The 26939-nt window shown below is 74.2% G+C and carries 25 protein-coding genes; 12 read left to right on the top strand and 13 right to left on the bottom strand.

The annotated features are described in order from the left end of the window. The first annotated feature begins 83 nt into the window (after positions 1–83). Complete coding sequence (gene hypD / locus LIX60_RS01700) at positions 84–1181, top strand: hydrogenase formation protein HypD (RefSeq protein WP_227956865.1); 1098 nt, start codon at positions 84–86, stop codon at positions 1179–1181. Then, positions 1178–2221, top strand: a complete 1044-nt coding sequence (gene hypE, locus LIX60_RS01705) for a hydrogenase expression/formation protein HypE (protein WP_227956866.1) — start codon at positions 1178–1180, stop codon at positions 2219–2221. Before hypD ends, hypE begins: the two co-directional genes overlap by 4 nt. Positions 2222–2338: 117 nt before the next feature. Here the strand turns inward: hypE and LIX60_RS01710 are convergent, their stop codons facing one another. Both LIX60_RS01710 and LIX60_RS01715 read right to left on the bottom strand, forming a co-directional pair. Beyond that, positions 2339–3058, bottom strand: a complete 720-nt coding sequence (locus tag LIX60_RS01710) for a DUF1775 domain-containing protein (RefSeq protein WP_227956867.1) — start codon at positions 3056–3058, stop codon at positions 2339–2341. Further along, the gene (locus tag LIX60_RS01715) at positions 3009–3929 is read right to left on the bottom strand and encodes a hypothetical protein (protein WP_227956868.1); all 921 of its coding nucleotides are present in this window, start codon (positions 3927–3929) and stop codon (positions 3009–3011) included. Before LIX60_RS01715 ends, LIX60_RS01710 begins: the two co-directional genes overlap by 50 nt. Positions 3930–4346: 417 nt before the next feature. Between LIX60_RS01715 and LIX60_RS01720 the strand changes: the two genes are divergently transcribed. After that, the gene (locus LIX60_RS01720) at positions 4347–6731 is read left to right on the top strand and encodes a copper resistance protein CopC (protein WP_227956869.1); all 2385 of its coding nucleotides are present in this window, start codon (positions 4347–4349) and stop codon (positions 6729–6731) included. A gap of 25 nt (positions 6732–6756) precedes the next feature. On the opposite strand, the gene LIX60_RS01725 is transcribed toward LIX60_RS01720, so the two are convergent. Beyond that, complete coding sequence (locus LIX60_RS01725; RefSeq protein ID WP_227956870.1) at positions 6757–8469, bottom strand: HAMP domain-containing sensor histidine kinase; 1713 nt, start codon at positions 8467–8469, stop codon at positions 6757–6759. Continuing rightward, a complete protein-coding gene (locus tag LIX60_RS01730; protein WP_125622314.1) occupies positions 8459–9157 on the bottom strand; it encodes a response regulator transcription factor in 699 nt (232 codons plus the stop codon). Before LIX60_RS01730 ends, LIX60_RS01725 begins: the two co-directional genes overlap by 11 nt. A 195-nt stretch (positions 9158–9352) precedes the next feature. Between LIX60_RS01730 and LIX60_RS01735 the strand changes: the two genes are divergently transcribed. Further along, positions 9353–10084 carry a DUF2202 domain-containing protein gene (locus LIX60_RS01735; RefSeq protein WP_227956871.1) on the top strand — a complete coding sequence of 244 codons (732 nt, stop codon included), beginning with the start codon at positions 9353–9355 and terminating at the stop codon, positions 10082–10084. A gap of 116 nt (positions 10085–10200) precedes the next feature. Here the strand turns inward: LIX60_RS01735 and LIX60_RS01740 are convergent, their stop codons facing one another. The 3 genes from LIX60_RS01740 to LIX60_RS01750 all read right to left on the bottom strand — a co-directional run bounded on the left by LIX60_RS01740 (position 10201) and on the right by LIX60_RS01750 (position 14736). Next, the gene (locus LIX60_RS01740; protein ID WP_227956872.1) at positions 10201–10575 is read right to left on the bottom strand and encodes a peptidase inhibitor family I36 protein; all 375 of its coding nucleotides are present in this window, start codon (positions 10573–10575) and stop codon (positions 10201–10203) included. A gap of 622 nt (positions 10576–11197) precedes the next feature. Then, positions 11198–13261, bottom strand: coding sequence for a stealth family protein (locus tag LIX60_RS01745; protein ID WP_308101029.1), 2064 nt, complete (start codon positions 13259–13261; stop codon positions 11198–11200). 557 nt (positions 13262–13818) lie between these two features. Further along, positions 13819–14736: an aminoglycoside phosphotransferase family protein gene (locus LIX60_RS01750; protein WP_227956873.1), complete on the bottom strand. Its 918-nt coding sequence runs from the start codon at positions 14734–14736 to the stop codon at positions 13819–13821. Between the two features lie 190 nt (positions 14737–14926). On the opposite strand from LIX60_RS01750, the gene LIX60_RS01755 reads away from it, so the two are divergent. Beyond that, a complete protein-coding gene (locus tag LIX60_RS01755) occupies positions 14927–15832 on the top strand; it encodes an aminoglycoside phosphotransferase family protein (RefSeq protein ID WP_227956874.1) in 906 nt (301 codons plus the stop codon). A gap of 35 nt (positions 15833–15867) precedes the next feature. Here LIX60_RS01755 and LIX60_RS31670 read toward each other — a convergent pair whose 3' ends face one another. Together LIX60_RS31670 and LIX60_RS01765 are read right to left on the bottom strand one after the other, a co-directional pair. Continuing rightward, entirely contained in the window at positions 15868–16323 is a 456-nt protein-coding gene (locus tag LIX60_RS31670) for a barstar family protein (RefSeq protein ID WP_227956875.1), read from the bottom strand. A gap of 51 nt (positions 16324–16374) precedes the next feature. Then, positions 16375–17586: an MFS transporter gene (locus LIX60_RS01765; protein ID WP_227956876.1), complete on the bottom strand. Its 1212-nt coding sequence runs from the start codon at positions 17584–17586 to the stop codon at positions 16375–16377. Positions 17587–17797: 211 nt separating this feature from the next. On the opposite strand from LIX60_RS01765, the gene LIX60_RS01770 reads away from it, so the two are divergent. Further along, the gene (locus LIX60_RS01770; RefSeq protein ID WP_227956877.1) at positions 17798–17935 is read left to right on the top strand and encodes a hypothetical protein; all 138 of its coding nucleotides are present in this window, start codon (positions 17798–17800) and stop codon (positions 17933–17935) included. Positions 17936–18115: 180 nt separating this feature from the next. On the opposite strand, the gene LIX60_RS01775 is transcribed toward LIX60_RS01770, so the two are convergent. Together LIX60_RS01775 and LIX60_RS01780 are read right to left on the bottom strand one after the other, a co-directional pair. Next, complete coding sequence (locus LIX60_RS01775) at positions 18116–18358, bottom strand: DUF397 domain-containing protein (protein WP_227956878.1); 243 nt, start codon at positions 18356–18358, stop codon at positions 18116–18118. Positions 18359–18384: 26 nt separating this feature from the next. After that, positions 18385–19227: a helix-turn-helix transcriptional regulator gene (locus tag LIX60_RS01780; protein ID WP_227956879.1), complete on the bottom strand. Its 843-nt coding sequence runs from the start codon at positions 19225–19227 to the stop codon at positions 18385–18387. A 349-nt stretch (positions 19228–19576) separates the two neighbouring features. Here LIX60_RS01780 and LIX60_RS01785 point away from each other — a divergent pair, with 349 nt between their 5' ends. The 4 genes from LIX60_RS01785 (at position 19577) to LIX60_RS01800 (ending at position 23169) form a co-directional block, all read left to right on the top strand. Next, positions 19577–20158, top strand: a complete 582-nt coding sequence (locus LIX60_RS01785; protein ID WP_227956880.1) for a GNAT family N-acetyltransferase — start codon at positions 19577–19579, stop codon at positions 20156–20158. Positions 20159–20372: 214 nt separating this feature from the next. Further along, positions 20373–20966: an ALF repeat-containing protein gene (locus LIX60_RS01790; RefSeq protein WP_227956881.1), complete on the top strand. Its 594-nt coding sequence runs from the start codon at positions 20373–20375 to the stop codon at positions 20964–20966. A 159-nt stretch (positions 20967–21125) separates the two neighbouring features. Next, entirely contained in the window at positions 21126–21668 is a 543-nt protein-coding gene (locus tag LIX60_RS01795) for an ATP-binding protein (protein WP_227956882.1), read from the top strand. Between the two features lie 370 nt (positions 21669–22038). After that, the gene (locus LIX60_RS01800; protein ID WP_227956883.1) at positions 22039–23169 is read left to right on the top strand and encodes a PP2C family protein-serine/threonine phosphatase; all 1131 of its coding nucleotides are present in this window, start codon (positions 22039–22041) and stop codon (positions 23167–23169) included. Between the two features lie 42 nt (positions 23170–23211). On the opposite strand, the gene LIX60_RS01805 is transcribed toward LIX60_RS01800, so the two are convergent. Then, positions 23212–24138, bottom strand: a complete 927-nt coding sequence (locus tag LIX60_RS01805) for a transporter substrate-binding domain-containing protein (protein ID WP_227956884.1) — start codon at positions 24136–24138, stop codon at positions 23212–23214. Between the two features lie 15 nt (positions 24139–24153). After that, positions 24154–24777: a hypothetical protein gene (locus LIX60_RS01810; protein ID WP_227956885.1), complete on the bottom strand. Its 624-nt coding sequence runs from the start codon at positions 24775–24777 to the stop codon at positions 24154–24156. 658 nt (positions 24778–25435) lie between these two features. Here LIX60_RS01810 and LIX60_RS01815 point away from each other — a divergent pair. Both LIX60_RS01815 and LIX60_RS01820 read left to right on the top strand, forming a co-directional pair. After that, a complete protein-coding gene (locus LIX60_RS01815) occupies positions 25436–26077 on the top strand; it encodes a DUF4956 domain-containing protein (RefSeq protein WP_227956886.1) in 642 nt (213 codons plus the stop codon). Next, positions 26074–26907: a polyphosphate polymerase domain-containing protein gene (locus LIX60_RS01820; RefSeq protein WP_227956887.1), complete on the top strand. Its 834-nt coding sequence runs from the start codon at positions 26074–26076 to the stop codon at positions 26905–26907. Before LIX60_RS01815 ends, LIX60_RS01820 begins: the two co-directional genes overlap by 4 nt. The last annotated feature ends 32 nt before the right edge of the window (positions 26908–26939 follow it).

Consider the following 26939-nt stretch of genomic DNA (forward strand, 5'->3'; position numbering starts at 1 on the left):
GGGGGCGGGGCATCCGCGGACCGCGACCGCACACACGAGCCGCGCGCCCGGGCGCGCGGAACTCATCCGACGAGCGAGGCACCATGAAGTATCTGGACGAGTACCGTGATCCGGCCCTGGCCCGCCGCCTGCTGGAGGAGCTGCGCCGCACCGCCACCCGCCCGTGGCGGATCATGGAGGTCTGCGGTGGCCAGACCCACACGCTCGTCCGGCAGGGCATCGACGAGCTGCTGCCCGCCGGGATGCGGATGGTGCACGGCCCCGGCTGCCCGGTGTGCGTGACGCCGCTGGAGACGCTGGACCGGGCCATGGCCATCGCCGCCCGGCCGGGCGTGACCCTCGCCAGCTTCGGCGACATGCTCCGCGTCCCTGGTTCGGACACCGATCTGCTGTCGCTCCGCGCCCGGGGCGCGGATGTGCGGGTCGTGTACTCGCCCATGGAGGCCGTCCGGCTCGCCGTGCTCCACCCGGACCGTGAGGTGGTGTTCCTGGCGGTCGGGTTCGAGACGACCGCCCCGGCCAACGCCATGGCCGTGCTGCACGCCTCCCGCCTCGGGCTGCGCAACTTCTCGGTGCTGGTCAGCCATGTCCTCGTGCCGCCCGCCATGACGGCGCTGCTGGACGACCCGGACTGCGAGGTGGAGGCGTTCCTCGCCGCCGGGCACGTCTGCGCGGTGATGGGCTGCTCCGCGTACGAGCCGATCGCGGCCCGCTACCGGGTGCCCATCGTCGTCACCGGGTTCGAGCCGCTCGATCTGCTGGAGGGCATCCTCATGACGGTGCGGCAGCTCGAAGCGGGCCGGGCGGAGGTGGAGAACCAGTACGCGCGGGCCGTGCGGCGGGACGGCAACATCGCCGCCCGGAGCATCGTCGAGCACGTCTTCCGGGTCACGGACCGGACCTGGCGCGGTATCGGCCCGCTGCCGGAGAGCGGTCTCGGGCTGCGCCCGGAGTTCGCCGACTATGACGCGGCCCTCCGCCACAAGGTGGAGGACCTGCACCCGGCCGAGGACCCCCAGTGCCTGGCCGGCTCCATCCTGACCGGCGCCGCCCTGCCCGTCGACTGCCCCGCCTACGGCACCCGCTGCACCCCCCGCCACCCCCTCGGCGCGCCCATGGTGTCCGCCGAGGGCACCTGCGCCGCGTTCCACGCGGCCGGACGGACCAGGAGCCCGCTGTGAGCAGCTGCCCGAACCCCCATGAGGAACACGAGCGCGTGCTGCTCGGCCACGGCGCCGGCGGCCGGCTGACCGCGGAGCTGCTGGAGAGCCTGCTGCTGCCGGCCGTCGGCGGCTTCCCGGCGGGCCCGCCGGAGGGGCCGCTGGAGGACGCGGCGCCGCTGCCCGGCCGGCCGGAACTGGTGATGAGCACCGACGGGTTCGTCGTCCATCCGCTGTTCTTCCCCGGCGGCGACATCGGCTCGCTCGCCGTGCACGGCACCGTCAACGACCTGGCGGTGATGGGGGCCCGTCCGCTCGCCCTGTCGGTGGCGCTCGTCATCGAGGAGGGGCTGCCGCTGTCCGAACTGCGGTCGGTGGCGGGCTCGCTGGGCAAGGCGGCGCGCGAGGCGGAGGTGCCGGTCGTCACCGGGGACACCAAGGTCGTGGGGCGCGGCGCCGCCGACAAGATCTTCATCACCACCACCGGGATCGGCACCCGCATCCCCGGCCTGGCCCCGTCGGCGGCCCGCGCCCGCCCGGGGGACGCGGTGCTGCTGTCGGGCCCCATCGGCCTGCACGGTACGGCCGTTCTCAGCACCCGCGAGGGGCTGGGGTTCGAAGCCGACATCGCCTCCGACTCCCGTCCGCTGCACCGGCTGGTGGAGGCCCTGGCCCCGGTCGGCGCCCGGCTGCACACCCTGCGCGATCCGACCCGGGGCGGTCTGGCCGCCACGCTCAACGAGATCGCCCGTGACTCGGGGGTGGCCGTGGAGATCGACGAGTCCGCGCTGCCGGTGCCCGGCCCGGTCGCCTCGGCCTGCGACCTGCTGGGGCTGGACCCGCTGCATGTCGCCAACGAGGGCTGCATGGTGGCCTTCGTGGCCCCGTCCGCCGCCGAGGCGGCCCTGGCGGCGATGCGTTCGCGCGCGGAGGGCACCGGCGCCGTCCGGATCGGCGAGGCGACGGCGGGCCCGGCGGGCCGCGTCCTCATGCGCACCCTGGTCGGCGCCCGCCGCATCGTGGACATGCCGGTCGGCGAGCAACTGCCGCGCATCTGCTGACGGTTGCGGTGGACCGCGCCGAGCTGCCGGCGCGCGTGCGGTGAACGCCGCACCGGGAGGCCCGCGCACGCGCCGCCCGTCCGCCCGTGTGGCGGGCGGGCGGCGCGTGCGCCGGGGTCAGCTCGCGTCCGCGGCGTTCCGGCGGCGCAGGAACCACCACGCGCCGCCGCCGAGCGCGAGCACGCCCGCCGCTCCGGCGGCCAGCGGGAGGACGGACGACCCGCTGTCCTCCCCGGCCGCCGCGGTCCGCTCCGCCTCCTCTGCCTCTCCGGCCGCCGTGGCGGTGTCCTCCGCCGCGGTGGCGGACGGCTCGGGGGCCGCTGCCGTCGCGGCCCCGGCCTTGTCATCGGAGTCCTCGGCGCCGGAGTCCCCGGGGTCGACCGGCTCGGCCCCCGGGGCGGCGGGCTTCAGTTCGAGGACGGGGGCCGGCTGCCCGGAGTCGTGCCCGTCGCCGTGCCCGTGTCCGGCGTCGGAGGTCTCGATCCAGCGCGCCACCGTGCCGTCCGCGTAGGTCTCCACAGTCTTGAAGGCCAGCTTCCGGGCGTCGGGGAGCTGCCGGACGGTGATCTCGTACGCGGCGTCGGCGCCCGCGGGGGTCTCGGGCCCGGCGAGGCGGTAGCCGCCGTCGGTGGTCTTCAGCTTCCAGCCCTTGGGGGCCTTCTTCAGCTCGACGGCGGAGGGTTCGATGCCGTCCGGCAGTTCGACGCGCAGCTCCGTGAAGCCGGCCTCGGGGTTCTCCGCCTCCGAGGTGAAGGCGAGGGTGACGTTCTCGGCCAGGGCCCGGGCGTCAGCGGCCGTGACGTGGGCGTGGGCGTGGGCCGGAGCGGTGGTCAGCACGGCGGCGCCGAGCGTGAGGGCCGCGGCGGCCGTGACGCGGCGGAGGGTGTGCGGGCGCGGGTGCGCGGAAAGCGGGCGCGGGCGAACGGACATGGGGGAGCTCCTCGGGTGAACGGCCGGAGCGCGGCGGGGCGACCGGCGCGGGGAAACGACAACCACGGTTGCGCTTCCTGTCCGGCGGCCCCCGGCGGACCACGGCGCTCGCCAGGAACTCCCGTGCCGGCGAGGGCGGTTCGGCGGGGACGGCGGTGTCCGCGGGCTCCGGCGCGCGGCCGGTGGGCCCCGCGGGGCGCGGGCACCGGGTGAGGAGGGCGGCGAGCGCTTCCCCGGCGGCCCGCCGCACGGCACGGGCCGCGCGGGCCGCGGCGGCCGCCGTCGTGTCGGTGCGGTGCAGCAGCCAGGCCACCGCCAGCGCGGCGAGGACGTGCGCCGCCGTCATGGCGGCCGGGGCCGGGTGGCAGAGGTGGACGCCGGCCGCCGCGAGCGCGCCGTCGGCTCCGCGCCCCGGAAGCCCGCCGCCGTCCGCTGCCTGCGCTGCGTGCGCCGCGTGCCCGGCCGCCGGGCCGCAGCCGGCGGCGAGGGACAGAGCGGTGTGCAGCACGGCCTGCGCCGCGAGGGTGGCCGCGACGACGGCGGGCAGGGCCCGGCGGCGGCGCGCCAGCGGCCGTACGGCGGCGTACTGCGCGGCGGCCAGCACCGCTGCCGTCCCCCACGGCACCGGGACGTCCAGGACGGCGTGGTGCCCGGCGACCGCCAGCACCGTGCCGGTGAGCGCGAACACCGCGGCCCGCGGACGGCCCGACGGCCACGGCACCGGGCCGGCGGCCGGGCCGCGCGAGGGCCCGGCCGGCGGCTTCGGCTGATGAGCCATCAGGTAGTCACTCGCTCCGCGGGTCCGGGGGATCGTGCGCCGAGAGGGATACGGGGGCGGAGCACCGTCCGTTCACCCCGCCGGGCACCCCATGGCATTCTCGCTGAGCATCCGCCGTCCCCGCCACGTACTCGCTACCGGACCCGGGACTCCGGTCCCGGAATCCCGCGCACGGAGCGGGGGGCACGGGAACGGGAGGACGGGTGGCGACCGGACGTGCGGAGAGACGGAGAGAGCGGCGTGAGCGGAGATCTCGGCGGGCGGCGGCGGGCACACGGCGGTGCGCCCCCGGTGGCACCAACGGCCCCTGCCCGTAAGGCTGTACGGTTCGGTGCTGCCCGGACGGCGGCACGGGCCCGCCTCGTCCCCGCGCCCCCGGCGGCCGCCCCGGCCGTCTCGCGCTCCCGCGCCCGGCGGGTGTCCGCGCTGCTGGTCCTGGTCGGCGCGGTGCTGGCGGCGCTGCTCGGCGGCGCCGGCTCCGCGTCCGCCCATGCCGCCCTCCGGTCCGCCGATCCGGCGGAGGACACGGTGCTCGAGGCGGCTCCGCGCCACATCACCCTCACCTTCACGGAGAAGGTGAGCATGACCAACCGCACGATCCGCGTCATCTCCCCCTCCAACACCCAGGTGGCGGAGGGGGATCCGCGGCACACCGGCGGCGACGGCACCGCGGTCCGGATCGGCCTCCGCGACGGTCTCCCCGACGGCACGTACACCGTGGCCTGGCATGTGGTCTCCGCCGACAGCCACCCGGCCTCCGGCGCGTACACCTTCTCCATCGGCGAACCGTCCGGGACGGCCGCCGTCGTCCCCGCCGACACGGCGGGGAACGACACGACGGAACGGCTCTACGGCGTCGCCCGCTACGCCGCGTACGGCGGACTGGCCCTGCTCGTCGGCGGCTGCGCCTTCGCTCTGCTGTGCCTGCCGCACGGCCCGGTGCCGCGCCCGCTGCGCCGCCTGGTGGCCGCCGGCTGGTCGGTTCTGGCGCTCGCCACCGTCGCGCTGCTCCTGCTCCGCGGCCCCTACCAGAACGGTGACGGCCCGCTGCGGGCCCTCGACCTGTCGGCCCTGCCCGCGACGTTCGGCAGCCGTCCGGGGGCCGCGCTGCTGTTCCGGCTGCTGCTGCTCGCGGTGGCCGGTGCCTGCCTGGCGCTGCCCGCCGCCGGTTTCCGCACGGTGACGGCGAAGACCGCGCGGGCCCCGGGCCGCACCCCCGCCGGGCCGGACACGGCGCCGGACGGCGCGGCCGGCGGAGAGGGAGACGGCTCGCCGGGCAGCGGGGGCGGTGCCGCGGAGGCCGGTGCCGCGGACGGCGGGGACGATGCGGCGGACCGGGCCGGGTACGGCTCAGCGGCCCCGGCAGCGGCCCGCGCCGCCACCGGAACCCCTCAGGACCCGGCCGGCGGACCCGGCGGGCCGCACACCGCCGACGGGACGCCGCACGACCGGCGGCCGCCCGCTCTCGTCCTCATCGCGGCGGCCCTGCTGACGGTCGGGCTGGCGGCGACCTGGGTGACGGTCGAGCACGCCTCGGTCGGCCCGCAGGCTCCGTTCGCCGTCACGGTGGCCGGCCTGCACCTGGTGGCGATGACCGTGTGGGTGGGCGGTCTCGCCGCCCTCTCCGTCACCGTGCTGCGCCGCGGCGGCCCGCCGGCCGGAGACGGGGCCGAGGACGGGCCCGGGACCCGGGACGGGGAAGGGAACGGGTACGCGAGGGCCGCCGGGCGTTTCTCCACCCTCGCGTTCGTCTCGGTGACCGTCCTGGTTCTGACCGGCCTGGTCCAGTCCTGGCGCCAGGTCGGGGCCTGGGATCTGCTGCTGACCACCTTCTTCGGGAAGCTGCTGCTCACCAAGGCGGTCATCGTGCTGCTCCTGCTGGTCGTGGCGGGCGTCTCACGCCGGCTGACGGCCGGGCTGCGCGGACCGGGCCCGTCGGAGCCGGCCCCCGCGCCGATGGCCGCCCCGGAGCCGGAGCCGGAACTGGTGGCCGTGGGCGCCGGAGCCGAGGCCGGGGCCGGGAAGTCCGGGGCGGCCCACGCCCCGCCGCCCGGCCACGACCGGGGAGACGGCGGCCCCGGAGACGCCGGTCCGGGAGCCACCGCCCCGGCGGACACCGGCCCGGCAGGCGAGCGCACGGGAGAGGAGACCACGGCGGCCGGGGTCACGGCGCCGGACCGCACCACGGCCCCCGTCTCCCGGGGCCGCCCCTCCGGTGCCGTCCCCCTGTCACCCCGCGGCGGCGGTTCCGTCCGGGAGGGCCTGCGCCGCTCCGTGATCGCCGAACTCGCCATCGGGGCCGTGATCCTGGCCGTCACGGCGGTACTGACCGGCACCCAGCCCGCCCGTGCGGTCCTCGACGCCAGCGAGGAGATCGCCGCCCGGGGCGCGGCCGTCGCCGTGGTGGACGTGCCGCTGAACACCGGGACGGAGGGCGGGGAGGCCGGGGACGCCGCCGCGCCGGGTGTGGAGACCGTCGCGAACGTCACCGTCGATCCGGCCCGGGTCGGCACCAACCGGGTGCAGGTGCTCGTCCTCGCGGGCCGCGGCCTCGCCGGCGTTCCGGAGGTGCGCGTCTCCTTCACCCTCGAGGAGAAGGGCATCGGCCCGCTGGACGCGCGGCTGGAGGACGCCGGCGGCTACTGGATCAACGACGATCTGCGGCTGCCGCTCCCGGGGAAGTGGACCATGGCCGTCACCGTGCGCACCTCCGAGTTCGACCAGGTCACCAAGACGGTCACCGTGGAGGTCCGCCCGGTCCCGGGGTCGGCGCCGGAGAAGACCGGCACCGGCACCGGCTGACCCCCGTGCGGAGAGGCGGGGCGGCTCAGTTCCGCGCCGTCCCGGGCGGGGCCGCCGGGAGCCGGAGCGTGATGACCGTGCCGCCCTCCGGGCCCGAGGACGCCTCCACGGTGCCGCCGTGTGCCGTGACCAGCTCCTTGACCACGGCCAGGCCGATCCCGCTGCCGCCGACGTCCCGCGCGGCGCTCCCCCGCCACAACCGGTCGAACACGTACGGCAGTTCGGCGGCCGGGATGCCCGGCCCGTCGTCGGCGACCTCGATCACCACCACGCCGCCCCCGGCGCCCTTCCGGGGCTCGGCCCGCGCGGTGACGGTCACGGTGTCGCCGGGGCGGCAGTAGCGGGCGGTGTTGCTGAGCAGGTTGCCCAGCGCCTGGTGGAGCCGGTCGCCGTCGGCGTGGACGGGGAGCGGCCCGGCGGCCGGGCGGGTCCGCACGATGAGGCCGGCGGCGCGCAGTTCGGGCTCGCGGTCGCGGACGGCGCCGCGCACCAGTTCGGTGACGTCGAGGGTGGTGCGGTGCAGGGAGAGCCGGGCGGATTCGGCGGCGGAGAGTTCGGCGAGGTCGCCGACGATGCGGCCGAGGCGCAGGGTCTGGTCGTGGAGGGCGGCCAGCCGTTCGGGCGCGGGCTCGGCGTAGCCGTCGCGGAGTTCCTCCAGGCCGGCCTGGAGGGCGGCGAGCGGGGTGCGGAGTTCGTGGGCGACGTCGGCGGCCAGCCGGCGCCGGGCGCGCTCGGCGCGGGTGACGTCGTCGGCCATGGTGTCGAACGCGCGGGAGAGTTCGCCGAGTTCGCCGGGGGCGTCCACCCGGGAGCGGGCGGTGCGGTCCCCGGCGGCGATGGCGCGGGCGGTGTGCGCGACGCGTACGACCGGGCCGGTGAGCCGCCGGGTGACGTACCAGCTGACGGCCAGGGCCAGGGCGAGGGCGGCGAGCGCGGCGGCGGCGATCCAGCCCCAGGCGATGTCGCGGCCCTCCGTCCCGCTCGCGGCGGGGAAGCCGAGGTGGACGGAGCCGACGGTGCGGCCGTCCGCCCGGATGTCTGCGGTGACGGCCCGGCCGGAGGAGGTGCCGGGCCCCGGCCCGGAGCCCGGGCCCGGCGTGGCACTCGGACTCTGCCCGGCGCTAGGACCCTGCCCGCCGCTCGGGTCCGGCGCCGTGCTCGGGTCCGGCGCGGCGCTCGTCTCCGCGCCGGGGGCCGGGTCCGCGCTGTCCGGCGTGTCCCCGGTCCCGTCCCGGTCTACGCCGTGCATCTGCCCCCGGCCCTGGCCGGTCCCCGGGCCGCCCCCGTGGCCGCCACCCGGGGACAGCAGCATGTGGCCGTCGGCGTCCCGTACGGTCAGCACCACCTCGGCGCCGAGGGCGATGGTGCGGGCGGGGCCCAGATCGGCGCCCTCCCAGCCGTCCGCGCGCCGGTAGGCGTCGGCCGCGGCGGCGGCCACCCGGTCGGCCACCCGCTGCCGGTCGGCCTGGCGCGCGGTGCCGATCCCGCGCTCGGTGCCGATGAGGGCGGCGGCCGTGAGCAGGGCGATCGAGGCCAGCGCGACGACGGCGAACGCCGCGAACAGCCGCCGCCCGAGCGGTCCGGCACCCCGGCCGGTGTCCTTCCCGGGCCGGGGCGCGCCATCGGCCCCGGGCCCGGAAAACCCGGTCCCGGAAACGGGAGCCGGCCGCGGCTCCGGTCCCGGCCGCGGCTCCGCTCCCGGTCCCGGTCCCGGCTCGGGTCCCGCGTCAGGTGTCACGTCTCAGCCCCAGCCGGTATCCGACGCCCATGACCGTCTCCACGACCTGCGTCCCCGCGGGGCCGAGCTTGTGCCGCAGGTTCTTCACATGCGAGTCGATGGTGCGCTCGTACCCGGAGAACTCGTAGCCGCGCACCCGGTTGACCAGCTCGTACCGCGAGTACACCCGGCCGGGGACGGACGCCAGGGCGGTCAGCAGCCCCCACTCGGTGGGGGTCAGCTCCACCTTGGTGCCGTCCATCTGCGCCTCGTGCCGGTCCTCGTCGATCAGCAGGCGCCCGTGTCCGTAGGAGGTGGCGGCCGAGTCGGACCAGCCGCTCTCGTGCCGGGCGCGGCTGAGCACGGCCTGCACCCGCAGCACGACCTCGGTGGGGCTGAACGGCTTGGTGACGTAGTCGTCGGCGCCCAGCCGGAGCCCGCGGATGCGGTCCTCCACCGCGTCGCGCGCGGTGAGCACGACCACCGGTGTCCCGCCCCGCTCCCTGGCCTCGCGCAGCACTTCGCTGCCGTCCACGTCCGGGAGCCCGAGGTCCAGCACGGCGATGTCGACGCCCCGGTCGCCGAGGAGGCGGATCGCCTCGGCGCCCGAACCGGTCGACACGACCGCGTACCCGGCGCGCTCCATGTAGCGGCGCAGCAACTCACGGATCTCCTTCTCGTCCTCGACGACGAGCACAGTGGTGGCCATGAGCCCACGTATACGTGGAGCCCCACCGGGCTGCCAGGGCCGAATGACCCTCCCTCCCCCGGTTGGCGGACCGTTTCGCGGCGCCCGCCTCCATGCCGTCTCCACACCGCCGCCACACCGTCTGCCGCGCCCGGGACGACGGTGGGATCAACGGGACGGAAGGGTTCCGCCCCCGGAAATCCGAGGAGGAGCGCCATGAAGCGCAGCGTCAAGCTCGCCACCGCCGTCGCCGGTGCGGTCGTGATCGGTGGCACCCTGGCCGCCGGGCCGGTGATCGCCGCGGCGAACGACGGACCGGGCGCGTCCGGCGGAACCACCTCGCAGAGCGCGCAGCCGGGCCCGCAGCAGCGTGGCGGCCCGCAGCAGGGCGGCCCGGGCATGGGCCGGGGCCACGGGACGGGCCAGGGCATGGAGAACAGGCAGGGCCAGGGCATGGGGACGAGGGACGGATCGTGCCTCGCGGCCGGTTCCGTCACCGCGGACCAGGGCACCCTGACCGACGCGCAGAAGAAGACCCTCGCCTGGGCCGCCGAGGAGGAGAAGCTCGCGCACGATCTCTACACCGCCTTCGGCGAGAAGTACGACGCCCGGGTCTTCGACCGGATCGCCGTGGCCGAGACGAACCACCTCGAAGCCGTCCGGACGCTGCTCGACCGCTACGACGTGACGGACCCGACCACGGGCAAGGCGGCGGGCGAGTTCACCGACAAGACGATTCAGGCGACCTACGACCGCCTGCTCGCCCAGGGCGAGAAGAACGAGGACGGCGCCCTCAAGGCGGGCGTCACGGTGGAGACCGAGGACATCAAGGCCCTCACCGGGGCGATCGCCGCGATCGACGACGCCCCCGACGCCAAGCAGGTCTACGAGAACCTGCTGGCCGGCTCGGAACGCCACCTGGCGGCCTTCAACCGCTGGCTCGGCTGACCGGGAACGGCCCGGCCCGCGGGCCGGGGAAGGAAACGGAAACAGAGGGCCGGGGCACTCGCCCCGGCCCTCACACCCGCCGTCCGGCCCGGCCCGGCTCCTTCAGATCCCCGTCGTCACTTCCACGTACGGACGAGGACGTTGGCTGCGGACCGGCCCGGGGACAGGGTCACCACATGGGCCCTGCAGTTGACGTCCCCGTAGAAGGACCAGGTCTGGTTGTCCCGGTTGACGACGGACCGGGCCTGGTAGCCGGGAACCCAGCCGCAGGTGTGGAAGCGGGGGTTCTTGTAGACCCGCATGACCCCCCGGAAGTACGGCCGGCTCCAGAAGCAGACGTACCCGGAGGGGCAGTTCTGCTCGGCGCGGGCCTGGCGGGAGGACTTCCGGGCCTCGGTGGTCTCGGCCTGGGCGGCACCCGTGAGGGTGCCGAGCACCGCGACCGCCGCGAGCACCGCGGAGATCCTCGCGGTCCGACGACGTTTCGCCATGGATGTTCCCCTTTCTCGGTCGGGGTGCCGTACCGCCGCGGAATGACGGAGGAACGAGGAACAGCCGGCCATGAGTTGCCACCGCGCTGTCGGCGAGCCCCCCGAGGACATGTCTGCTGTGCCGTGTATGACCGGGCTGGTCCATCATCGGGCGCTTAAGCACCGAAAAGCCCTGGATGGCATCGAATCCCCACCTTCGGGGGAACGCGGAGCACACAGCGCGAACGCGGTCATTCCCCGGCGCGCCGACGGCTGTCGCCCCGCCGCACGGGCGCCCTCCCGCCGACGCGGCTCTCCCGGTGGTCGACGCACGGCCGATCACCCGTGCGGCATTGGGCGAAGGAACCCAGCACTCGTGAGGCGGACAGACGTGTACCCAGCGGACGGGGGGACCGCTGGGTACACGGGCCGCCGGGGAGCTGTCCGCTTCTCGCGGGCCCTGATTGCACGGTGCGCGAACTCCGCTCCGCTTCTCCGTGCCTGGCGCTCTCCTCGGTGCCACCCACAGGACATCACGTCGCCGCGCCCGCCGACAGGGCCGACCGGCCCTCCAGGAGAACCCGGTCGGGACTTCCCCCATGCGTCGGCCGGCTCGGTACCGGCTGGTGCCGCGGCGGCCTCGTCACGCCGCGCGGCCGTGTGCCGTGCCGTCCGCCGCGGGCCCGGCCGCCCGCCGGTGCGCGGGGCCGTCCGCGGCCCCGGCCTCGCGCCCGGCCCCGGCCTCGCGCCCGATCCCGGTCCTGCCGGACACGGCCCCGCGCTCGTACGGCCCCGGAACGGGGAAGTAGGCCTCCAGGAACGGTGAGAGCAGTTCCCGCTGAGCCTCCAGGTCCTCCTCGCCGGACACGGTGTCGTTGAGGCAGAAGACGGTCCGGTCCCGCCGGGCCAGCAGCCGGTCCAGCCGTACGCCCACCACCGGGTCGGAGATGTCGAGGTAGGCGTAGCGGAGCTGCCCCGGCACGGCCCGGGCGGTGAGGAACGCGTAGTAGTGGTGGAGGGAGGAGACGACCGACAGGTCGTCGAGGCTGCGGAAGCGGCGGCTCGCGGTGGCGCGGTGCCGTTCCGGGAAGCGTTCCTCGATCTCGTACAGGACGGAGCGCCGCAGCGCGTGCGGGGTGTGCTTCATCTTGTGGCCGATGACCGTGGAGGAGATCTCCTCGATGAGCACCCGGTTGTTCTTGCCCGCGGCGGAGACGGGCACGTCCCGCTCGTTCGGGGCGCCGGGCGGGATCAGCGCCGGGGAGGGGAAGAACTGGGTGAGCCCGTTGGCGTGGAAGAAGTCCTGCGGGCGGGTGGGGCGGCCGAGGAAGACGTCGTCGTTGAAGTAGAGGAAGTGTTCCGACAGGCCCTCGATGTGGTGCAACTGGCTTTCGATGGCGTGGGAGTTGAAGGTGGGCAGCAGCCCGGGGTCGCTGAAGATCTCCGTGTGGTCGACGATGCGCAGCCCGGGCACCTCGGTGTCCAGCCACGACGGCACCTGGCGGTCCGTGACGAGATAAATGGTTCGCAGCCACGGGGCGTAGAGGTGCAGGGAACGCAGTGAGTGGCGGAGTTCGTCGTGGCCGGCGTAACGGGCGGCGTTGGCCGCCTCCTCGTGGTAGGCGTGCCCGGCGGTCTCCGCGCGGCGGGCGAGCCAGTCGGGGTCGTGGCCGTCGACCCAGGTGTAGACGGCGTCCACGGGGAAGCGGACGTCCTCGGGGGCGGGCCGGGCGAACTCCTTGCGGGTGCGCACCGGCGGCAGCGGCCGGGCCGGCGGGGCGAGTGCGGTGAAGAGGGTTTCGGAGACCTCGACGGGGTCGTCCGTGCGGGGCACCACTTCGGCGGTCCGGTTGTGGCGCGGTGCGGTCAGGGTGTCCCCGGTCTCCTCGCCGGCGGCCCAGAACTCCACGTCGCAGCCGTACTTGGGGCCGAGGACGAGGCGGCCCTCCGGGTCGCCGTGGTACCAGGTCAGCCGGATGACGTCCGCCTCCGCGACCGCGCGCCAGGTCGCGGCGCGGAAGCCGGGGGCGGTCCGCCGCAGGCGCTCCCCCGCCTCCACGGTGGTGACGTAGCCGGGGGCGTCGGCGCAGGCCCGCGCCAGGGCGCGGTGGGCGCGTGCGCGGTCGGCGGCGGCGACGGCGACGACCGCGGAGGTGTCGCGGCGGCCCCGGACGGAGAAGTGGTCCACCCCGGCCGCGTCGAGGGCCTCGCGGACCCGGGCGGCGTTCGCGTTGCGTGCCCCCAGGGGGGTCGGGTCGGGCGTCACCAGCACGGCTCTCGGTGCGCCGCCGGCCAGGCGCAGCGCCCGGTCCGGCCCGCGGAACAGGTCGGGGTGGCGCCGGACGGCGTGGGCGGCGCGGATCCGGCCGAGGGCGTCCCCGGGGGACGGCACCGTGGTGAACCACCGCTTGGCGCGGGCCCGGGCGTCGGGGGACGTACGGGCCACGACGGCCCGTCTGAGGCGTACGGGGACCGCGCGCCGGTAGAACCGGACGGGCCAGGACACCTCGGGATTGCGGTGGCCGGCGCGGGTGGTCGCGGACGGTGCGTCCGGGGTGTCCGGGGCTTCCCGCGCATCGGCCGTGCCGGGTGCTTCGGAGGCGCCCGGGGCGTCCTGCGCCCGCGGCACGTCGTCCTCCGTGCCCGGCCAGGAAGAGGCGTCCTCCCGGCGCGTCGCGTCCGGCGGTGTCGTATCGATGTCGTGCACGGCAACCAACTCCCCTGACAAAGGCCGGAGTCCGGCCCTGGCGGTCGGCCCCCGGCCCGCTCGAACGGCTCTCCGCGGAGGGCCGTTCACGGCAACGTCCTGCTGCGGGTGCCCTCCCGCCGGGCCTCCGATGCCCCCGGTGAAGGGACGAACGGCCGCCCACCGGCAGGGGAATGGCGGTACACGGCCGGCGAGGGCAGCAGGACCGGCGGCCGGACCGGCCCCCTCGGACAGACTTGGCGTCGGCCGGCCCGGTCGGTGCCGGGCGGAGCACCGGGCATCAGGCACCCGGAGCACGAACCGGCGGAAAGCGTGTACCCAGCGGACGGGGTACCGCTGGGTACACGGGCCTCCGAGGGGCTGTCCGCTTCTCGCGGGCCCTGATTGCGCGGTGCGCGGCTCGGTGTCCGCTGCTCCGCGTCTGCTGCTCTCCTCGGTGCCACACCAAGAACATCACGTGTCGCCGCCGGTCAACAGGGCCGACCGGTCCCGCCTCCGGGCCCACCGGCCCGCAACCCCAGGCCCCGTGCCCGGTGCTGCGCGCTGCGTACGCGGCCTCAGCGGGCCGTTGCGGTGAGGCGTCGCAGTGCGGCGTGGGCCGGTGGGCCCCAGGTGGGCTTCCCGCCGGGGTCGCCCTGGACGCCTGCTTCTCCGACGAGGATGCCGCTGAGTGCCTGCAGTACCGCCCATCCCCGGGCGCGGCGTAGGGTCGCGGCGTCCGGGGCCGGCTGGTAGGCGGCGTGGAAGCGGTCGGCCGCGCCGTCCGGCAGGAGCAGCCAGGGGGCGGCGAGATCGTAGGCCGGGTCGCCCGCGCAGAGGTCGCCGAAGTCGACCACGCCGCTGAAGGTGCCGTCCAGGGTCAGGATGTTGGCCGGATGGAGATCGCCGTGGAGCCACAGGGCCGGGCCCGCCCAGCCGGGCGCCGCGACGGCGTCGTCCCAGACCGCGCGGACGGCGTCCGGGTCGGTGACGAGCCCCCGCTCGGTGGCGGAGGCGAGTTGCCGGGCGAACTGCTCGGCACGGTCCGCCAGCGGCTTTCCGCGGCCATGACCGCCGACGGGAGCGTTGCCGGGGGCCGGCTGGTGAAGGGCTGTCAGAAACCCGGCGAGGGCATCGGCCGCCTCCGCGGCGCGTGTGACGGGGACGCGGTCGCCGGGCACGCCCGGCACCCAGGTGGTGACGATCCAGGGACGCGGGAACCGCCCGGAGGGCTCACCAAGACGCTGGGGAACGGGGACGGGCAGCGGGAGGCGCGGGGCGAGAACGGGCAGCCACGCGTACTCCTTGCGCAGCAGAGCGTCCGCGGACCGCGTCGCCCAGGGAAGCCGGACGGCGAGGTCGGCGCCGAGCCGCCACAGCTGGTTGTCCCAGCCCCGCGCGCCGAGACGCACGGGACGATCGGCCAGGTCGGGGTGCTGATCACGCAACAGGTCACGGACCAGCTCGGCGGTGATCTCGATCTTGGTGTCCGTCATGGTGGGCAACAGTAGCCGGGGCCGTCGGCCCCCTCTCGCCCCGGTCCGGAGGCCCTGCCGTCACGCCCGACGGAGTGGTCGTGCTCGTCGCCCGGGGGAGACCGCAAACCTTGAACCGAAAGCGTCGCAGGGCCCATCAGGACGGAAAGCGTTTGACCGCCCCCGGCGTCCGGCGGTCGGATGGCCGCTCATGAGCACAACGCAGACGCATCCGGGCACGCGGCCCGTCGACGACGCACTCGTACGGCGGCTGGTCGCCGGGCAGTTCCCCCGGTGGGCGGGTCTCCCGGTGCGGCGAGTGCCGTCCGGCGGCACGGTCAACGCGATGTTCCGGCTGGGCGACGGCATGGTCGTACGCCTGCCGATGACGGAGGGCGGGGCCGCCGACGTGTCGCTGGAGCAGGAATGGCTGCCCCGTCTCGCACCCCAACTGCCCACGGCCGTCCCCGAGGTGCTCGGCGCCGGGCGGCCCGCCGAGGGCTATCCGTGGCCCTGGTCGGTGTACCGGTGGCTGAAGGGGCGGAACCCCGAGCCGGAGGCCCTGAGTGACCCCGTGCGGCTGGCCGGGGATCTGGCCGGGTTCGTGGCGGCGATGCGGAGCATCCCCGTGCCACCCGGAGTTCCGCGGGCACACCGCGGCGGGCCGGTCGCCTCCCTGGATACGGAGACCCGGGCGGCGATCGGCCAATTGCGCGGGATCCCGCAGGAGGGCGTCGACTGCGACGCCGTGACCGCCGTGTGGGAGGACGCGCTGCGGGCCCCGGGGTGGGGCGGCCCGCCGGTGTGGCTGCACGCCGATCTCATGCCGGGCAACCTGCTCGTGGACGGCGGCGGCAGGCTCACCGCGGTCATCGACTTCGGGTGCACGGGGACGGGCGATCCGGCCTGCGATCTCTTCCCGGCGTGGAATCTCCTGCCGCCGGGGGCACGGGAGGTCTTCCGCGAGACGCTCGGCGCGGACGACGCGTCCTGGCGCCGCGGCCGGGGGCGGACGCTCTCGCAGGCGGTGATCGCCCTGCCGTACTACCGCAAGACCAACCCGGCCATGGCACGCAACGCCCGGCATGTGATCCGGGCCGTGCTGGAAACCCAGTGAAACGCCGCCTCCCCCGCAGGAGTGGTGAGCAGCGGTCATGTGCCGATGTACACGCAGAGATCCGTGGGCCGCCTCGTGGTCGCCTTGTCGTCCGAGAGCAGTTCCGCGACGTCCGTCAGCACGTTCACGGCCGTACGGAATTCCTCGGGGCTCGCCTCGGCGAACGAGGCCGCGTCCGGCCAGAGGAGGACGACCCGATCTCGCTCCAGCGCGTGGATGCCCTCCCACAGCGAATCGGCGAGGGCATCCCAACTGCGCGACCCCGCAAGCGGCGGGTCGAGGGGAAGCGTTCTCCGGGCGGCGTCGAAGAACGCCTTGATTCCTGATCGCCCCTCCGTGGAAAGCCGAAAGAGGAGGCAGTCCTCGGAGGCGGCGGCCCGTACGACCTCGTGGGCTTCCTCCGGCCCTATGACCGTCACGCCGGGGTCGGCTTCATGTTCCCTGCCCCCGTAGAGGGGCCGACCGTAGGCGCAGCCGTCGGACCACTCCACGACTCCCCCTGATACCGGAGCCCTGTCACCGGGCCCCGGCCATCCCGCCTCTCAGAAACGCCCCTCCCCCTCCACGGCACCGGGAGCGGTCTCCAGAGTCCTGCGGAACAGCGCTCCCGTGCCCAGCAGGACGGCGATCCAGCAGGCGCTGAGCGCGAACGCCTGCCGGTGCCCCAGGCTCTCCGTGACGGCTCCGCCCACCGCGTTGCCCAGCGCGCCGCCCACCAGCCAGGCGCTCACCAGCAGGGTGTACGCCCTGGTCAGCGCGGATCGCGGAGCCAGCGTGTCCAGCAGCGCGGAGGACGCGATGGCCGACGGGCCGCCGCACACGCCCACAAGGAAGAGAGCGGGGAACAGCAGCGCGAGGCTGCTCGCGGCCCACGCCGCCAGACCGGCCGTCACCGCCGAACCCGCCAGGGCAGCCAGCAGCAGCCGTGCCGCTGACCAGCGCCACCGGCGGGCGCCGAAGGCCAGCCCCGCGACGATCTCTCCGGCCGAGACCGTCGCGATCAGCACGCCGCTGTCCGCGGCGGTGCCCAGGGCGAGGGCGGCGGCCGGCACGGCGACGAGGACGATGCCGGCCGAGAGTCCCGATCCGGCGGCGAGCAGCAGCAGGACGGCCAGTCCACGGTTTCCGCGAACTCCGCCACCCCGGGCGGCGGTTCGGGCCGGGCTCCAGTCCCGGGAGGCTCGTGTCGTGGAGAAGAGCAAGGCCGCCCCACCGGACAGCAGACCGCCCGTCACCACGGCCGCGCCCGGTCCCGCCAGGACCAGCAGCAGCGACGTGACCAGCGGCCCGGTCAGCAGCGCGAGCTGGAACAGCACCGCCAGCAGTGCGTACCCGGCCGTGCGGGCCTCGGCCCCCCGGACCGATTCGGCCAGCAGCACTCTCATGCTGCCGGTGGTCGCCGGAACGCAGGACCCCATCCCGGCACTGGCCGCGACAGCGAACCCCTGCCAGGGCACAGCGGGCGCGGCGGCGACCAGCAGGACGCCCCAGGCCGCGCAGGCGGTGCCCACGAGCGCGAGGATCCTCGCCTGGCCGTACCGGTCGATGAGCCGTCCCTGCACCGCCATCCCGGCGGCGTTACCCAGGCCGAACGCTGCCGCGGCCAGGCCACCGGCGGCGAGCGAGCCGGTCAGCCGGTGCACGTACAGCAGCAGGGCCAGGCCCAGCATGCCGATGGGAAGGGCGCCGAGCACCATGGCCAGCAGCGGGACGCGAAGACCCGAAGTCCTGAGGACGTTGAGATAGCCCTGCATGGGGCATGCCTTTCCAGGCAGCCCACCCACCCGGGAGCCGAACTCCCAACGGCCCGCCGTCACGGAGGACGGCGGCTGACACGCCCAGACCCTACGGCCAATGCCGAAGCGGCCTCAAGGGCCGGCGGCCCGGCACACCCGGCGAACGCACCCGGCAGGGGCCGGACACGGCCCGCACGGTACGGGTGCGCAGGACGGCTGGAAGGAACGGATGCCCCTCTTCCAACTCCGGGAACTGCTCGCAGTCATCGCCCATGGTCACGACGACTGGGGCGCCGCCGAGGCCGTCCGGAGCATCATCAGACCGTTCCGGCGCGGCGGTGAGCCCGGCGCGGGGTGCAGGACCTGACGTCGCCCTCCTGGTCCGCTTCTCCGTGGGCCGCATTCCTCACGAAGTGCTCCTGGCGGGAGGCGGAGCCGCGCGTACGCGCGCATGCGGGCGGTCACCCGCCGCTCGGTTCGTCAGCCCGTAGGCGCGTCGGTGCCCTGCACCCCAGCCGAGGGGCACAGGGCACGGACACTGCGACTGTCAGACGTCCGCGCGGGACGCGAAGCCGACGAAGGAGGACCAGGCGCCCGGGCCCACCGCGAGGCCGGGCCGGGCTATGTCCTTGGAATCCCGGACGTGAACCCTGTTCGGACAGGCGGCAACCTCGACGCACTCACCGCCCTCATCACTGCTGCGGCTGGACTTGCGCCAGGTCATAGCAACCTCGACGCAGTCGCCGCCCTCATCACTGCTGTAGCTGCTTTTGAACCAAGCCAGTTTCATCGCGCGCGCTTCGGGCTTTCGATCGCTCATGTGTCCACCAGCAACCCTTCAACGAAGGCCATCGACTCACTCGGAGTGAGCGCCTGAGCACGGATGATCCCATACTTCGCCTCAAGCACCCGAACGGTCTTTCGGTCCGTGTACAAATGGCTGCCCATCTGGGCCTCGGCGTAGGCGACGCGCCGACCTTGACTCGTCTCGATGAGCTTGAAGGGTCCGGCCAGCCCTGCGTGCTCCTGACGCTTGATCGGCATGACTTGGATGTCCACGTTCCTCTTCTGCCCCGCGAGAAGGATGTGTTCCAACTCTCCCCGCCATACCCCTTCGCCCCCAATGGGTCGCAACAGCGCGGCTTCCTCGATCACGAAGCTCATCATCGGCGCCGGCCAGCGGCAGAAGATCTCCTGCCTTGCCATACGGGCAGTCACAAGCTGATCAATCACCGCATCGTGAAGCAGCGGTCGGCGCAGGGAGAGGACGCATCGCGCATACTCCTCCGTCTGCAACAGCCCATTGATCACATGCGTGTCGTAAGCATGAACCTCGGCCGCACCCGCCTCCTGCTTCGCGGCGTCGCGGAAGAAGGCCGGAAACTGTGCCTTCTCCACCTCCTCCTTCATCTCCTGCAGGACCCCGCCCGCGTCCAGCAGTTCATCGGCCTTGTCGATGAAGCGGGGCGGCGGGATGCGGCGGCCCTGTTCGAAGGACGCGATGGTCGACGCCGAATATCCCGTCGCGGCGCCGAAGTCCGGCCGCTCGATGCCCGCCCGTACCCGGAACCGCTTCAGTTGGCGTCCGAACACGCACAGCGTCCCCGCGCCCTGTTCGCAGACCAACTCCGTGCCCTCATCCGGCTCTTGCTCGCTCATGCCGTTCACCTCCACAGCCGCCAACGCACCCCCGTACGCCCGGACACGCCTCACGGTGCGTACACCTGCGGTCGGGCGCGGACACATTCCGCGTGTAGGCGCCCACCGCGCCGTCACCGTAGAAACGAACTAACCGGCATGTCCTATGAACAGCGGAAATTCCCACCCGTGGGTGACCACACGCGCCGGAGGCCTCCCCGGGCTTCAAAGGAGAGCTGTGGCAGCAGGCCCGGCATCTCGGTCCGCCCCGGCCATGGTGCAGCTCATGCGGCCCTTAACCAGTTGGCGGCACCCATGACCAGGGCTCTAGCGTGGGGCCGACCGTCATCGCCGCCGCCCGGGAGTCCGCGTGTCCACCGTCACCACGTCGATGTTCACCTTCCCCCTCGGGGACGACGCCGCCCTCATCCCCCGTACGCCCGCGATCACCGCCGCGTATCACGAGGTGTTCACGGCGAACTTCGAGCGGATCACCCGCTGGAACCCGAGCGCCGAAGGGCGGCCCACGCCCGAGGACACCCGGCGGAATCTCGCCGAGGCGGGGCGGGCCTGGGTGGACGGAACGCGCCTGCCGCTGGCCATCGGGGTGAAAGCGGAGGGCGGGTGGCGGCTGGTCGGCGCGGTGGGCCTGGAGATCAACGGCATCGCCGGGACGGGCGAGGCGGGTTACTGGCTCGACGCCTCCGCCGAAGGGCGCGGCCTGGCCACCCGGGCCATGGCGGCCCTGCTCGACGAGGCGTTCGGACCGGTCGGCCTGCACCGGGTGGAGCTGCGCATCGATCCCACGAACGAGCCCAGCCGGAGGATGGCCCGGCGCCTGGGCTTCACGCAGGAGGGCGTACTCCGTGAAGCCCTGGCCTTCCCCGAGGGGCGGCACGACGAGCTGGTCTACGGCCTGCTGGCGGAGGAATGGCGCACGGCACGCGGCTGACGCGGGCCGGCGACCGGCTCTCTCCGTCCCTCCGGACCGGGCGGCCGGGCGAAGCCCGGTGTCGGCGGCCGGCCGCCCCGTCACCCTCACCGGGTCGGCGGTCGGCAAAGAGGCACCGGTGAAGACTGCGTGATCCGGGCAGTGGCCCGTCCCGGCCCCCCTGAGAGGATGCCTCCCGCCGCACACCACGCCTACGACACAAGGTGGTTGACCCTTGAGACCGACCCGCGCGACCCTCGCCGTGACCGCCGTCGCCCTCGCCCCGGCCCTGCTGCTCGCCACGCCGTCCCCGGCCACCGCCGCGACGCCGACGACGGCCGCCGTGGCGTCGGACGTCGGTTCCCCCTACGACGACATGGACGCGGACGACCTGCGCATCGCGATCCTCCGCATCCTGTCCGACCCCGACAGCGGCAGGCGCGTTACCCAGGAGGCCAACGAACTCCTCGACCACGGCACCGTGGAGGAGATGCGCACCTGGCTGGAGACCGGTTACCGCCTCGCCCAGGCCGAGGACGACCGCGTCGCCGTCTTCCGCATCCTCGCCGACCCCGACAGCGGCAGGGCCGTCATCCGCGAAGCCAACGAGGCCCTCGACGACGGCAGCCCCGAGGCCGTACGCGCCTTCCTCGAAACCGGCCTCCGCCTCGCCCAGGCCGAAGACGACCGCGTCGCCATCTTCCGCATCCTCGCGGACCCCGGCATCAGCGACGCCCTGCGCGCGGCGGCGAGCGCCGCCCTGGACGACGGCACCCCCGAAGCGCTGCGCCACTTCCTCGAGGTCGGCCAGTACGAGGTCGGCGGCTGAGCCGTCTCGGGTGTCCGGAGATCCACCCCAGCGCTCCCCTCGTGCCGTCCGCCGCGCGGCGCACACTCCGCCTACGCCGGCCGGGTGCCCGCCCACGATTCCGGACCGTCAGCGCGTCCCTCCTCCCCACGGGACGCGCGGGGCGGAACCGTGGACGCCATGAACAGCGCACGTCCACATCCACACCCGAACCTCCCGCTCGCGGCCGGTGACACCGGTGGCACCGCCGCCGCGGCCCCGGCCGGACCCGTACCGGCGTCCGGGGAAACGCCCCGCACCCTGCGGGAGTTCGCCATGAGCTTCACCGCCACGCCGCGCGGGGCGCGGCTCGCGCGGCGGCTCGTCTCGCACCGGCTGCACGAGTGGGGCCACCCTTACACCTCGCGGGTCAACGAGACGCTGACCCTCATCACCGGTGAGCTGGTCTCCAACGCCGTCCGCCACGGCCGCGTACCGGGACGGGACTTCCGGGTGGTCCTCACGGAGGGCACCGGCGCCCTGCGGGTGGAGGTGACCGACACCCGCGCCGAGCGGGTGCCGCCGCAGTCCCCCGCCGAGCCGCCCGGGGACGCCGAGTCCGGCCGGGGCCTGCTCCTCCTCTCCCGGCTCGCGGACGGCTGGGGCGTCACCCGGCGCGCCGGTGCCCCGGGCAAGACGGTCTGGGCGCGGCTGGCGGTGGGCGGGCGGGGTCCGGCTGAATGATCGGCGGCCCGGCGGCCCGGCGCCGAGGAGGGCCGCGGGCGGCGGCCGCACTCGGGTTCGTGCGTGCGTGCACCTCGGGGGCGACCGTGCCCGTGCCGGGGACCGGCCGGGGCGCCCGCCGCGTGGGTACTCCATGCGTGCGGCCTGCCGGGTTCCCGGCTCGGCTCGCGCGGGCGCGGGAACCGGCCGGGGCGGGCGTCATCGTGGCGCTTCGGCCCCTCGGGACGGGGCCGCTCGCGTGTCGTGGCGGCACGGCGGGATCTGCGGCGCGCCTCGGCCGCGTGGTAGGTGTCAGTCCTCGCAGGATGTCTCAGACACCGCCGGACGATCACCTCAGGGACACGGGATGCGCAAGGGCCGCACGGAAGCGATGGAAGCGACGGAGAGGCGTCGGCGGCTCCGGTGGCTGCCGGCCGCGGTGATCGCGGGCGCGGTCGTGCTCGACGTGGCCACCCCGAGGAGCATCAGTGTGTTCCCCCTGCTCGCGGCCGCCCCGAGCGTGGCCGCGCCGCTTCTCTCCCTGCGCGGGACGATCATCACCGGTGTGGCGGCGACCCTGGTGGGGGCCGGCGATGTGGTGTATCTGGAGAGGGATCTGACCCAGCGAAGCGTCGTGGCGCTCGTCAGCCTGGCCGTTCTCACCTGCACCGCGGCGGTCCTCAACGTGCTGCTGACGCGGGACCGGCGGCAGTTGAGGACGAGCCGCGAGGTGGCGGCGGCGGTGCAGCGGGCGGTGCTCGCGGATCCGCCTCCCCGGGTGGGGCGGCTGGCCGTGGCGTCCCGGTACGAGGCCGCCCACGAGGAGGCCGCCATCGGCGGAGATCTCTTCGCGGTCAAGGAGACCCCCCACGGCGTCCGGATGGTCATCGCCGATGTGCGCGGCAAGGGACTTCAGGCCGTCCGTACGGTCAACGCCCTGCTCGGCTCGTTCCACGAGGCCTGTGACCACCGCCCGGATCTGCCGGACGTCGTCCGGCAGCTGGAGGACCGGATGCAGGCCACCATCGGGCAGGCCGGCGGAGAGGAGGCCGAGTCGTTCGCCACGGCCGTCGTCGCGGAACTCTCCCCGGACGGCTCGGTGGTACGGATCGCCAACCGGGGCCACCCCGCGCCGCTGCTGGTCCATGACGGCCAGGCGAGCCCGCTGGAGCCGGCCACCCCGTCACTGCCCCTTGGCCTGGGCGTCCTGGGCGGCGACGACGTCCCGGTCGACCGCTTCGACCTGCCGGCCGGAGCGACCCTGGTGCTGTTCACCGACGGCGTCGACGAGGCCCGTGACGCGGACGGCGCCTTCTTCGACCCCGTTCCGGTGCTGTCACGGCCCTTCCCGCCCGATCCGGGCGCGGTGCTCGACGCCCTCCTCGCCGCCCTCTTCCGGCACACCGGGGGGAACCTGCAGGACGACGCCGCGCTCCTCGCCGTCACCCCGGACGGGGACGGCGCCGTCACAGGGGGCGGACAGCGGCACGACGCGGTGGCGCGCCCACGGCATGGCGGGTAGGCCGGCCCGCCCCTCGTTCCGGTCCGTCCGGCCCGCCGGTCATCAGTCGTCCAAGCACGAGTAGTCGTCGACGGTTTCCGGCGCCGGCTTGTAGTGCTGTTCAAAGTCCGGGTCCTCCTTGGCCAGCCGGGGAAAGTGGCTCCGGAAGGCGTTGCGCCAGTCCTGGTCCGTCCCGAGGAATCGGCGCAGCGCGTCGGCGATCTTCCGGCAGTCGCCTTCCCTGCCTTCCTGGACGCCCACGCCGTAGCGCTGGGGGGAGCCGAGTTCCAGCTTCTCGACCACCTTGATGTCGTCGTAGCGTTCCATGAATCCGTAAAGTACCGCGCGGTCCGTCCAGACGGCGTCGAAGTTGCCGCGCCGCAACTGGTCGACGCACTGGGAGTAGCTGTCGCGCAGGTCGACACGGGCCTTCGGCAGCAGCTGGGCGAGTTTCTTCCCGGCGCCGGACGTCTCCGGTGCCGAGGTGGAGCCCGAGACGGTGCAGATGACCTTGCCCGCCGTGGTCTCCCGGGAGGTGATGTCCTTGTTCCCGGCGCGGACGAGGAGACCCTGCCTCGTCTGGAAGTAGGGTCCGGCGAAGTCGACTTGCTCCTCGCGGTCCTCGGTGATGGAGTACGTGGCGATCACCAGCTGGGACGTGCCGTTCTCGAGCACCTTCTCGCGGCGGTGGGACGGCTCGTCCTTGAGGTCCATGGTGAACTTCAGCTCGCTGCTCAGGTACTCCGCCAGGTCCTTCTCGAAGCCGGCGTAGGCGCGCGTCTCCTGGTCCTGGAAGTTGAAGCCGGGCTGGTCGTACTTCACGGCGACGCGCACCGCGCTGTCGAAGATGGAGTCCTTCTCCTTCTCCTCCGCCGGGGAGGACGTGGGCGGGGGCTGGGGAGCGGGCCCTTCCCGCCCGCCGCCGCAGGCCGTCGCCAGAAGCAGGACGCCGCCCACCGCCGCAGCGGTGAGCCGGGTGATCGGGCTCATCGGGTCTCCCGCAGATCAGTCGTTGTCGAGTACGGCCCGTGCCACGCGGAGCGAGAGCTCGCAGCCGGGGTCGGACACGAGTTCCGCTTCCAGGCGGACGGTGCGCTTCTCCGGGTCGAGGGCCACGGATATCTCCTCACCGATCCGCGCCTCCGGACGTCCTCCGTCGGCGCCCCCGGTGACCCGCAGAGAGCTGGAGGGGACACACGGCGACCCATAACCGAGGTCATCGGCCTCGAAGGTGAGGCGGAGCCGGTCCCGGGGCGCGGGGGTCCGCAGCCGGATGACGGCCTTCTCGCCGGTCTCCAGGGAGGCCGCCCCCTTGCTGAGCTTCACGGATTCCGTCACGGGGAGGGAGCGCGACTCCTCGACATACCGCCATGCGACCAGTCCGATGCCCACCGCGACGAGCAGCAGGCACAGGACCACGACCAACTGCCAGGCGGAGTAGGTGTCGTGGACCAGGCCGAAGAGGGCGAAGACGAGGAGCACGATGCTGCAGACCGTGGCGAGCGCCGTCTGCGTGGTCGTGACGGTGTCCGGGAAGAGGGCGAAGGGGAGAACGGACAGCGTGATCGCCAGCAGGATGATCAGTACCACGGCCCACGGCGCGCGCCGCCCGAGCTCAGCAAGCTTCATCCCGCCCCCCGTCGGCGACACTGCCCCGTCAGTGTCCTTTCATGGTGCCGCACATCGCCTGCCGCGGTCAGCGGTTGCCGCCACTGGCGCCCCGGAACCTTCGGCGCGTCTCCGGGGGCGTCGGATCAGGCTTCCCGTCCGGCGCTCACGCCTCCGTGGTCACAGCAGCAGCCGTCCGCCCCGACTCTTCACACGGTGCGCAATTTCGTTCCGGAAGGTTTCCGGTAACTGGACGGTGCGCAGCCTCTTCGGCGAGCAGCCGAACCGCTCTTATCGGCCAGGGCCGCGCCCTGAGGGAAGCGGCTGAGCTGCGTGATCCAAGAGCGGAGAGAGCGAGAGAAGCCCTCGTTTCCCGCCGGAAACTTTCCGGTAACCACAGCGCGACCAACAGTTCCGGTCACCTGGGAACGTGATCCCCGCCACAGGGGCGTTCGACCCGCCGACCCATGGCCTGAGCTGCCGCGACGCCTTGCGGACGAGGAGCCGCACGGCCCGGACGGCCGCCGGTATCCGGAACGTGACCTGCGCGTTTCCCGGATCATGATGGGCCGGAAGTGGATGGCGGCCGCAGTCTTACCACATTTACCGTTCTTGTCATCGCCAGGCCGGTGCTGGTTCACCGCGCGTACACCCCCCACATCACCGGAAGGGACCCGCCATGGCCCAACCTGTCCTGTTTCTCTGCGATATCGCCGCAGTGAGCCTCCTGGTGTTCGGCCTCTACTTCCCACGCCACCGCCGCCGGGACCTGGTGGTGGCCTTTCTCGGTGTCAACGTCGGTGTGCTCGCGGTCGCCAGCTCCCTCGCCAACAGCGGCTCCAACACCGGGCTCGGCCTGGGCATGGCCCTCTTCGGCGTCCTGTCGATCATCCGGCTCCGTTCCACGGAACTCGACCAGCACGAAGTCGCCTATTACTTCTCCGCGTTGGCCCTCGGCGTCCTCGGCGCCATGGCGACCAGCAATGTCTGGCGGTCCGTCGGGCTGATGGCGCTGATCCTGGCCGTGCTCTACGTGGGCGACCATCCGCGGCTGTTCCGCAGCTACAGACGCCAGGTGATGGTGCTGGACACGGCGCTGCCCGACCACACCGCGCTGGTCGCGCACCTGGAGAACACCCTCGGTACCCGGGTCCACTCGGCCACCGTGCAGCGGCTCGACCTGGTCAACGACACCACCGTGGTGGACGTCCGCTACCGCAGCCTCCCCGCGGGCCGCGGCGCCAAGGGCGACACCACGGCCCGGACCGGGCCGGCGCCCACCGCCGGCACGGGTGCGTCCCCGCTGACGGTGCGGCCGTGAGCGCCCCCGCACCGCTCGGTGCCGCGCTCGGCGAGCTGCCGTCCATCGGGCTGGACGAACTCCTCGCCTGCGCCATGCTGCAGACCCGCGTCGACCGCAAGTACGTCCTGCCGGCCGACGCGCTGACCACCCTGCTGACCCGGTTACCCGCCGACACCAGGGTCCTGGAGATCGACGGCGACCGCCGCTTCGCCTACCGGTCGCTGTACTTCGACACCCCGGACCTCATCAGCTACCGCCTGACCGCGCACCGCCGGCGCCGCCGGTTCAAGGTCCGCACCCGGGTCTACGAGCAGTCGGACGAGTGCTGGCTGGAGGTGAAGACCCGCGGCTCCCGCGACAACACCGTCAAGGCACGCCTGCCCTACGCGCCCGACGACTACGACACGCTCGCCCCCGGGCGGCGGTTCGTCGACACCACCCTGGCCCAGAACCGTATCGACGGCAGCCACCGGTTCACGTTCGTGCCGACGCTGACCACCCGCTACCACCGCGCCACCCTCTACCTCCCGGGCACCAACAGCCGCGTCACCATCGACACCGGGCTGATGTGGCAGGACGGCGACCGCGAGCTGCGCCTGCCGCACATGGCGGTCGTGGAGACCAAGACGGGCTCCACCGCCTCCCCCGTCGACCGGCTGCTGTGGCAGAACAAGTACCGGCCCAGCCGCATCTCCAAGTACGCCACCGGCCTCGCCGCGCTGCGCCCGTACCTGCCCGCCACGCCCTGGCGCCGCACGCTGCGCCGGGACTTCCGGGAGGTGACGTCCGCCGCCGACGACGCGTACCCGCCGGCGATGGAGCTGTCGGGCGCCTGCGCGTTCGGCTGAGGTCCCGGACGGCTCAGATCCCGGCCGGGGAC

Origin of the sequence: Streptomyces sp. S07_1.15 (assembly GCF_020739505.1) — a bacterium.
Taxonomy (GTDB): domain Bacteria; phylum Actinomycetota; class Actinomycetes; order Streptomycetales; family Streptomycetaceae; genus Streptomyces; species Streptomyces xinghaiensis.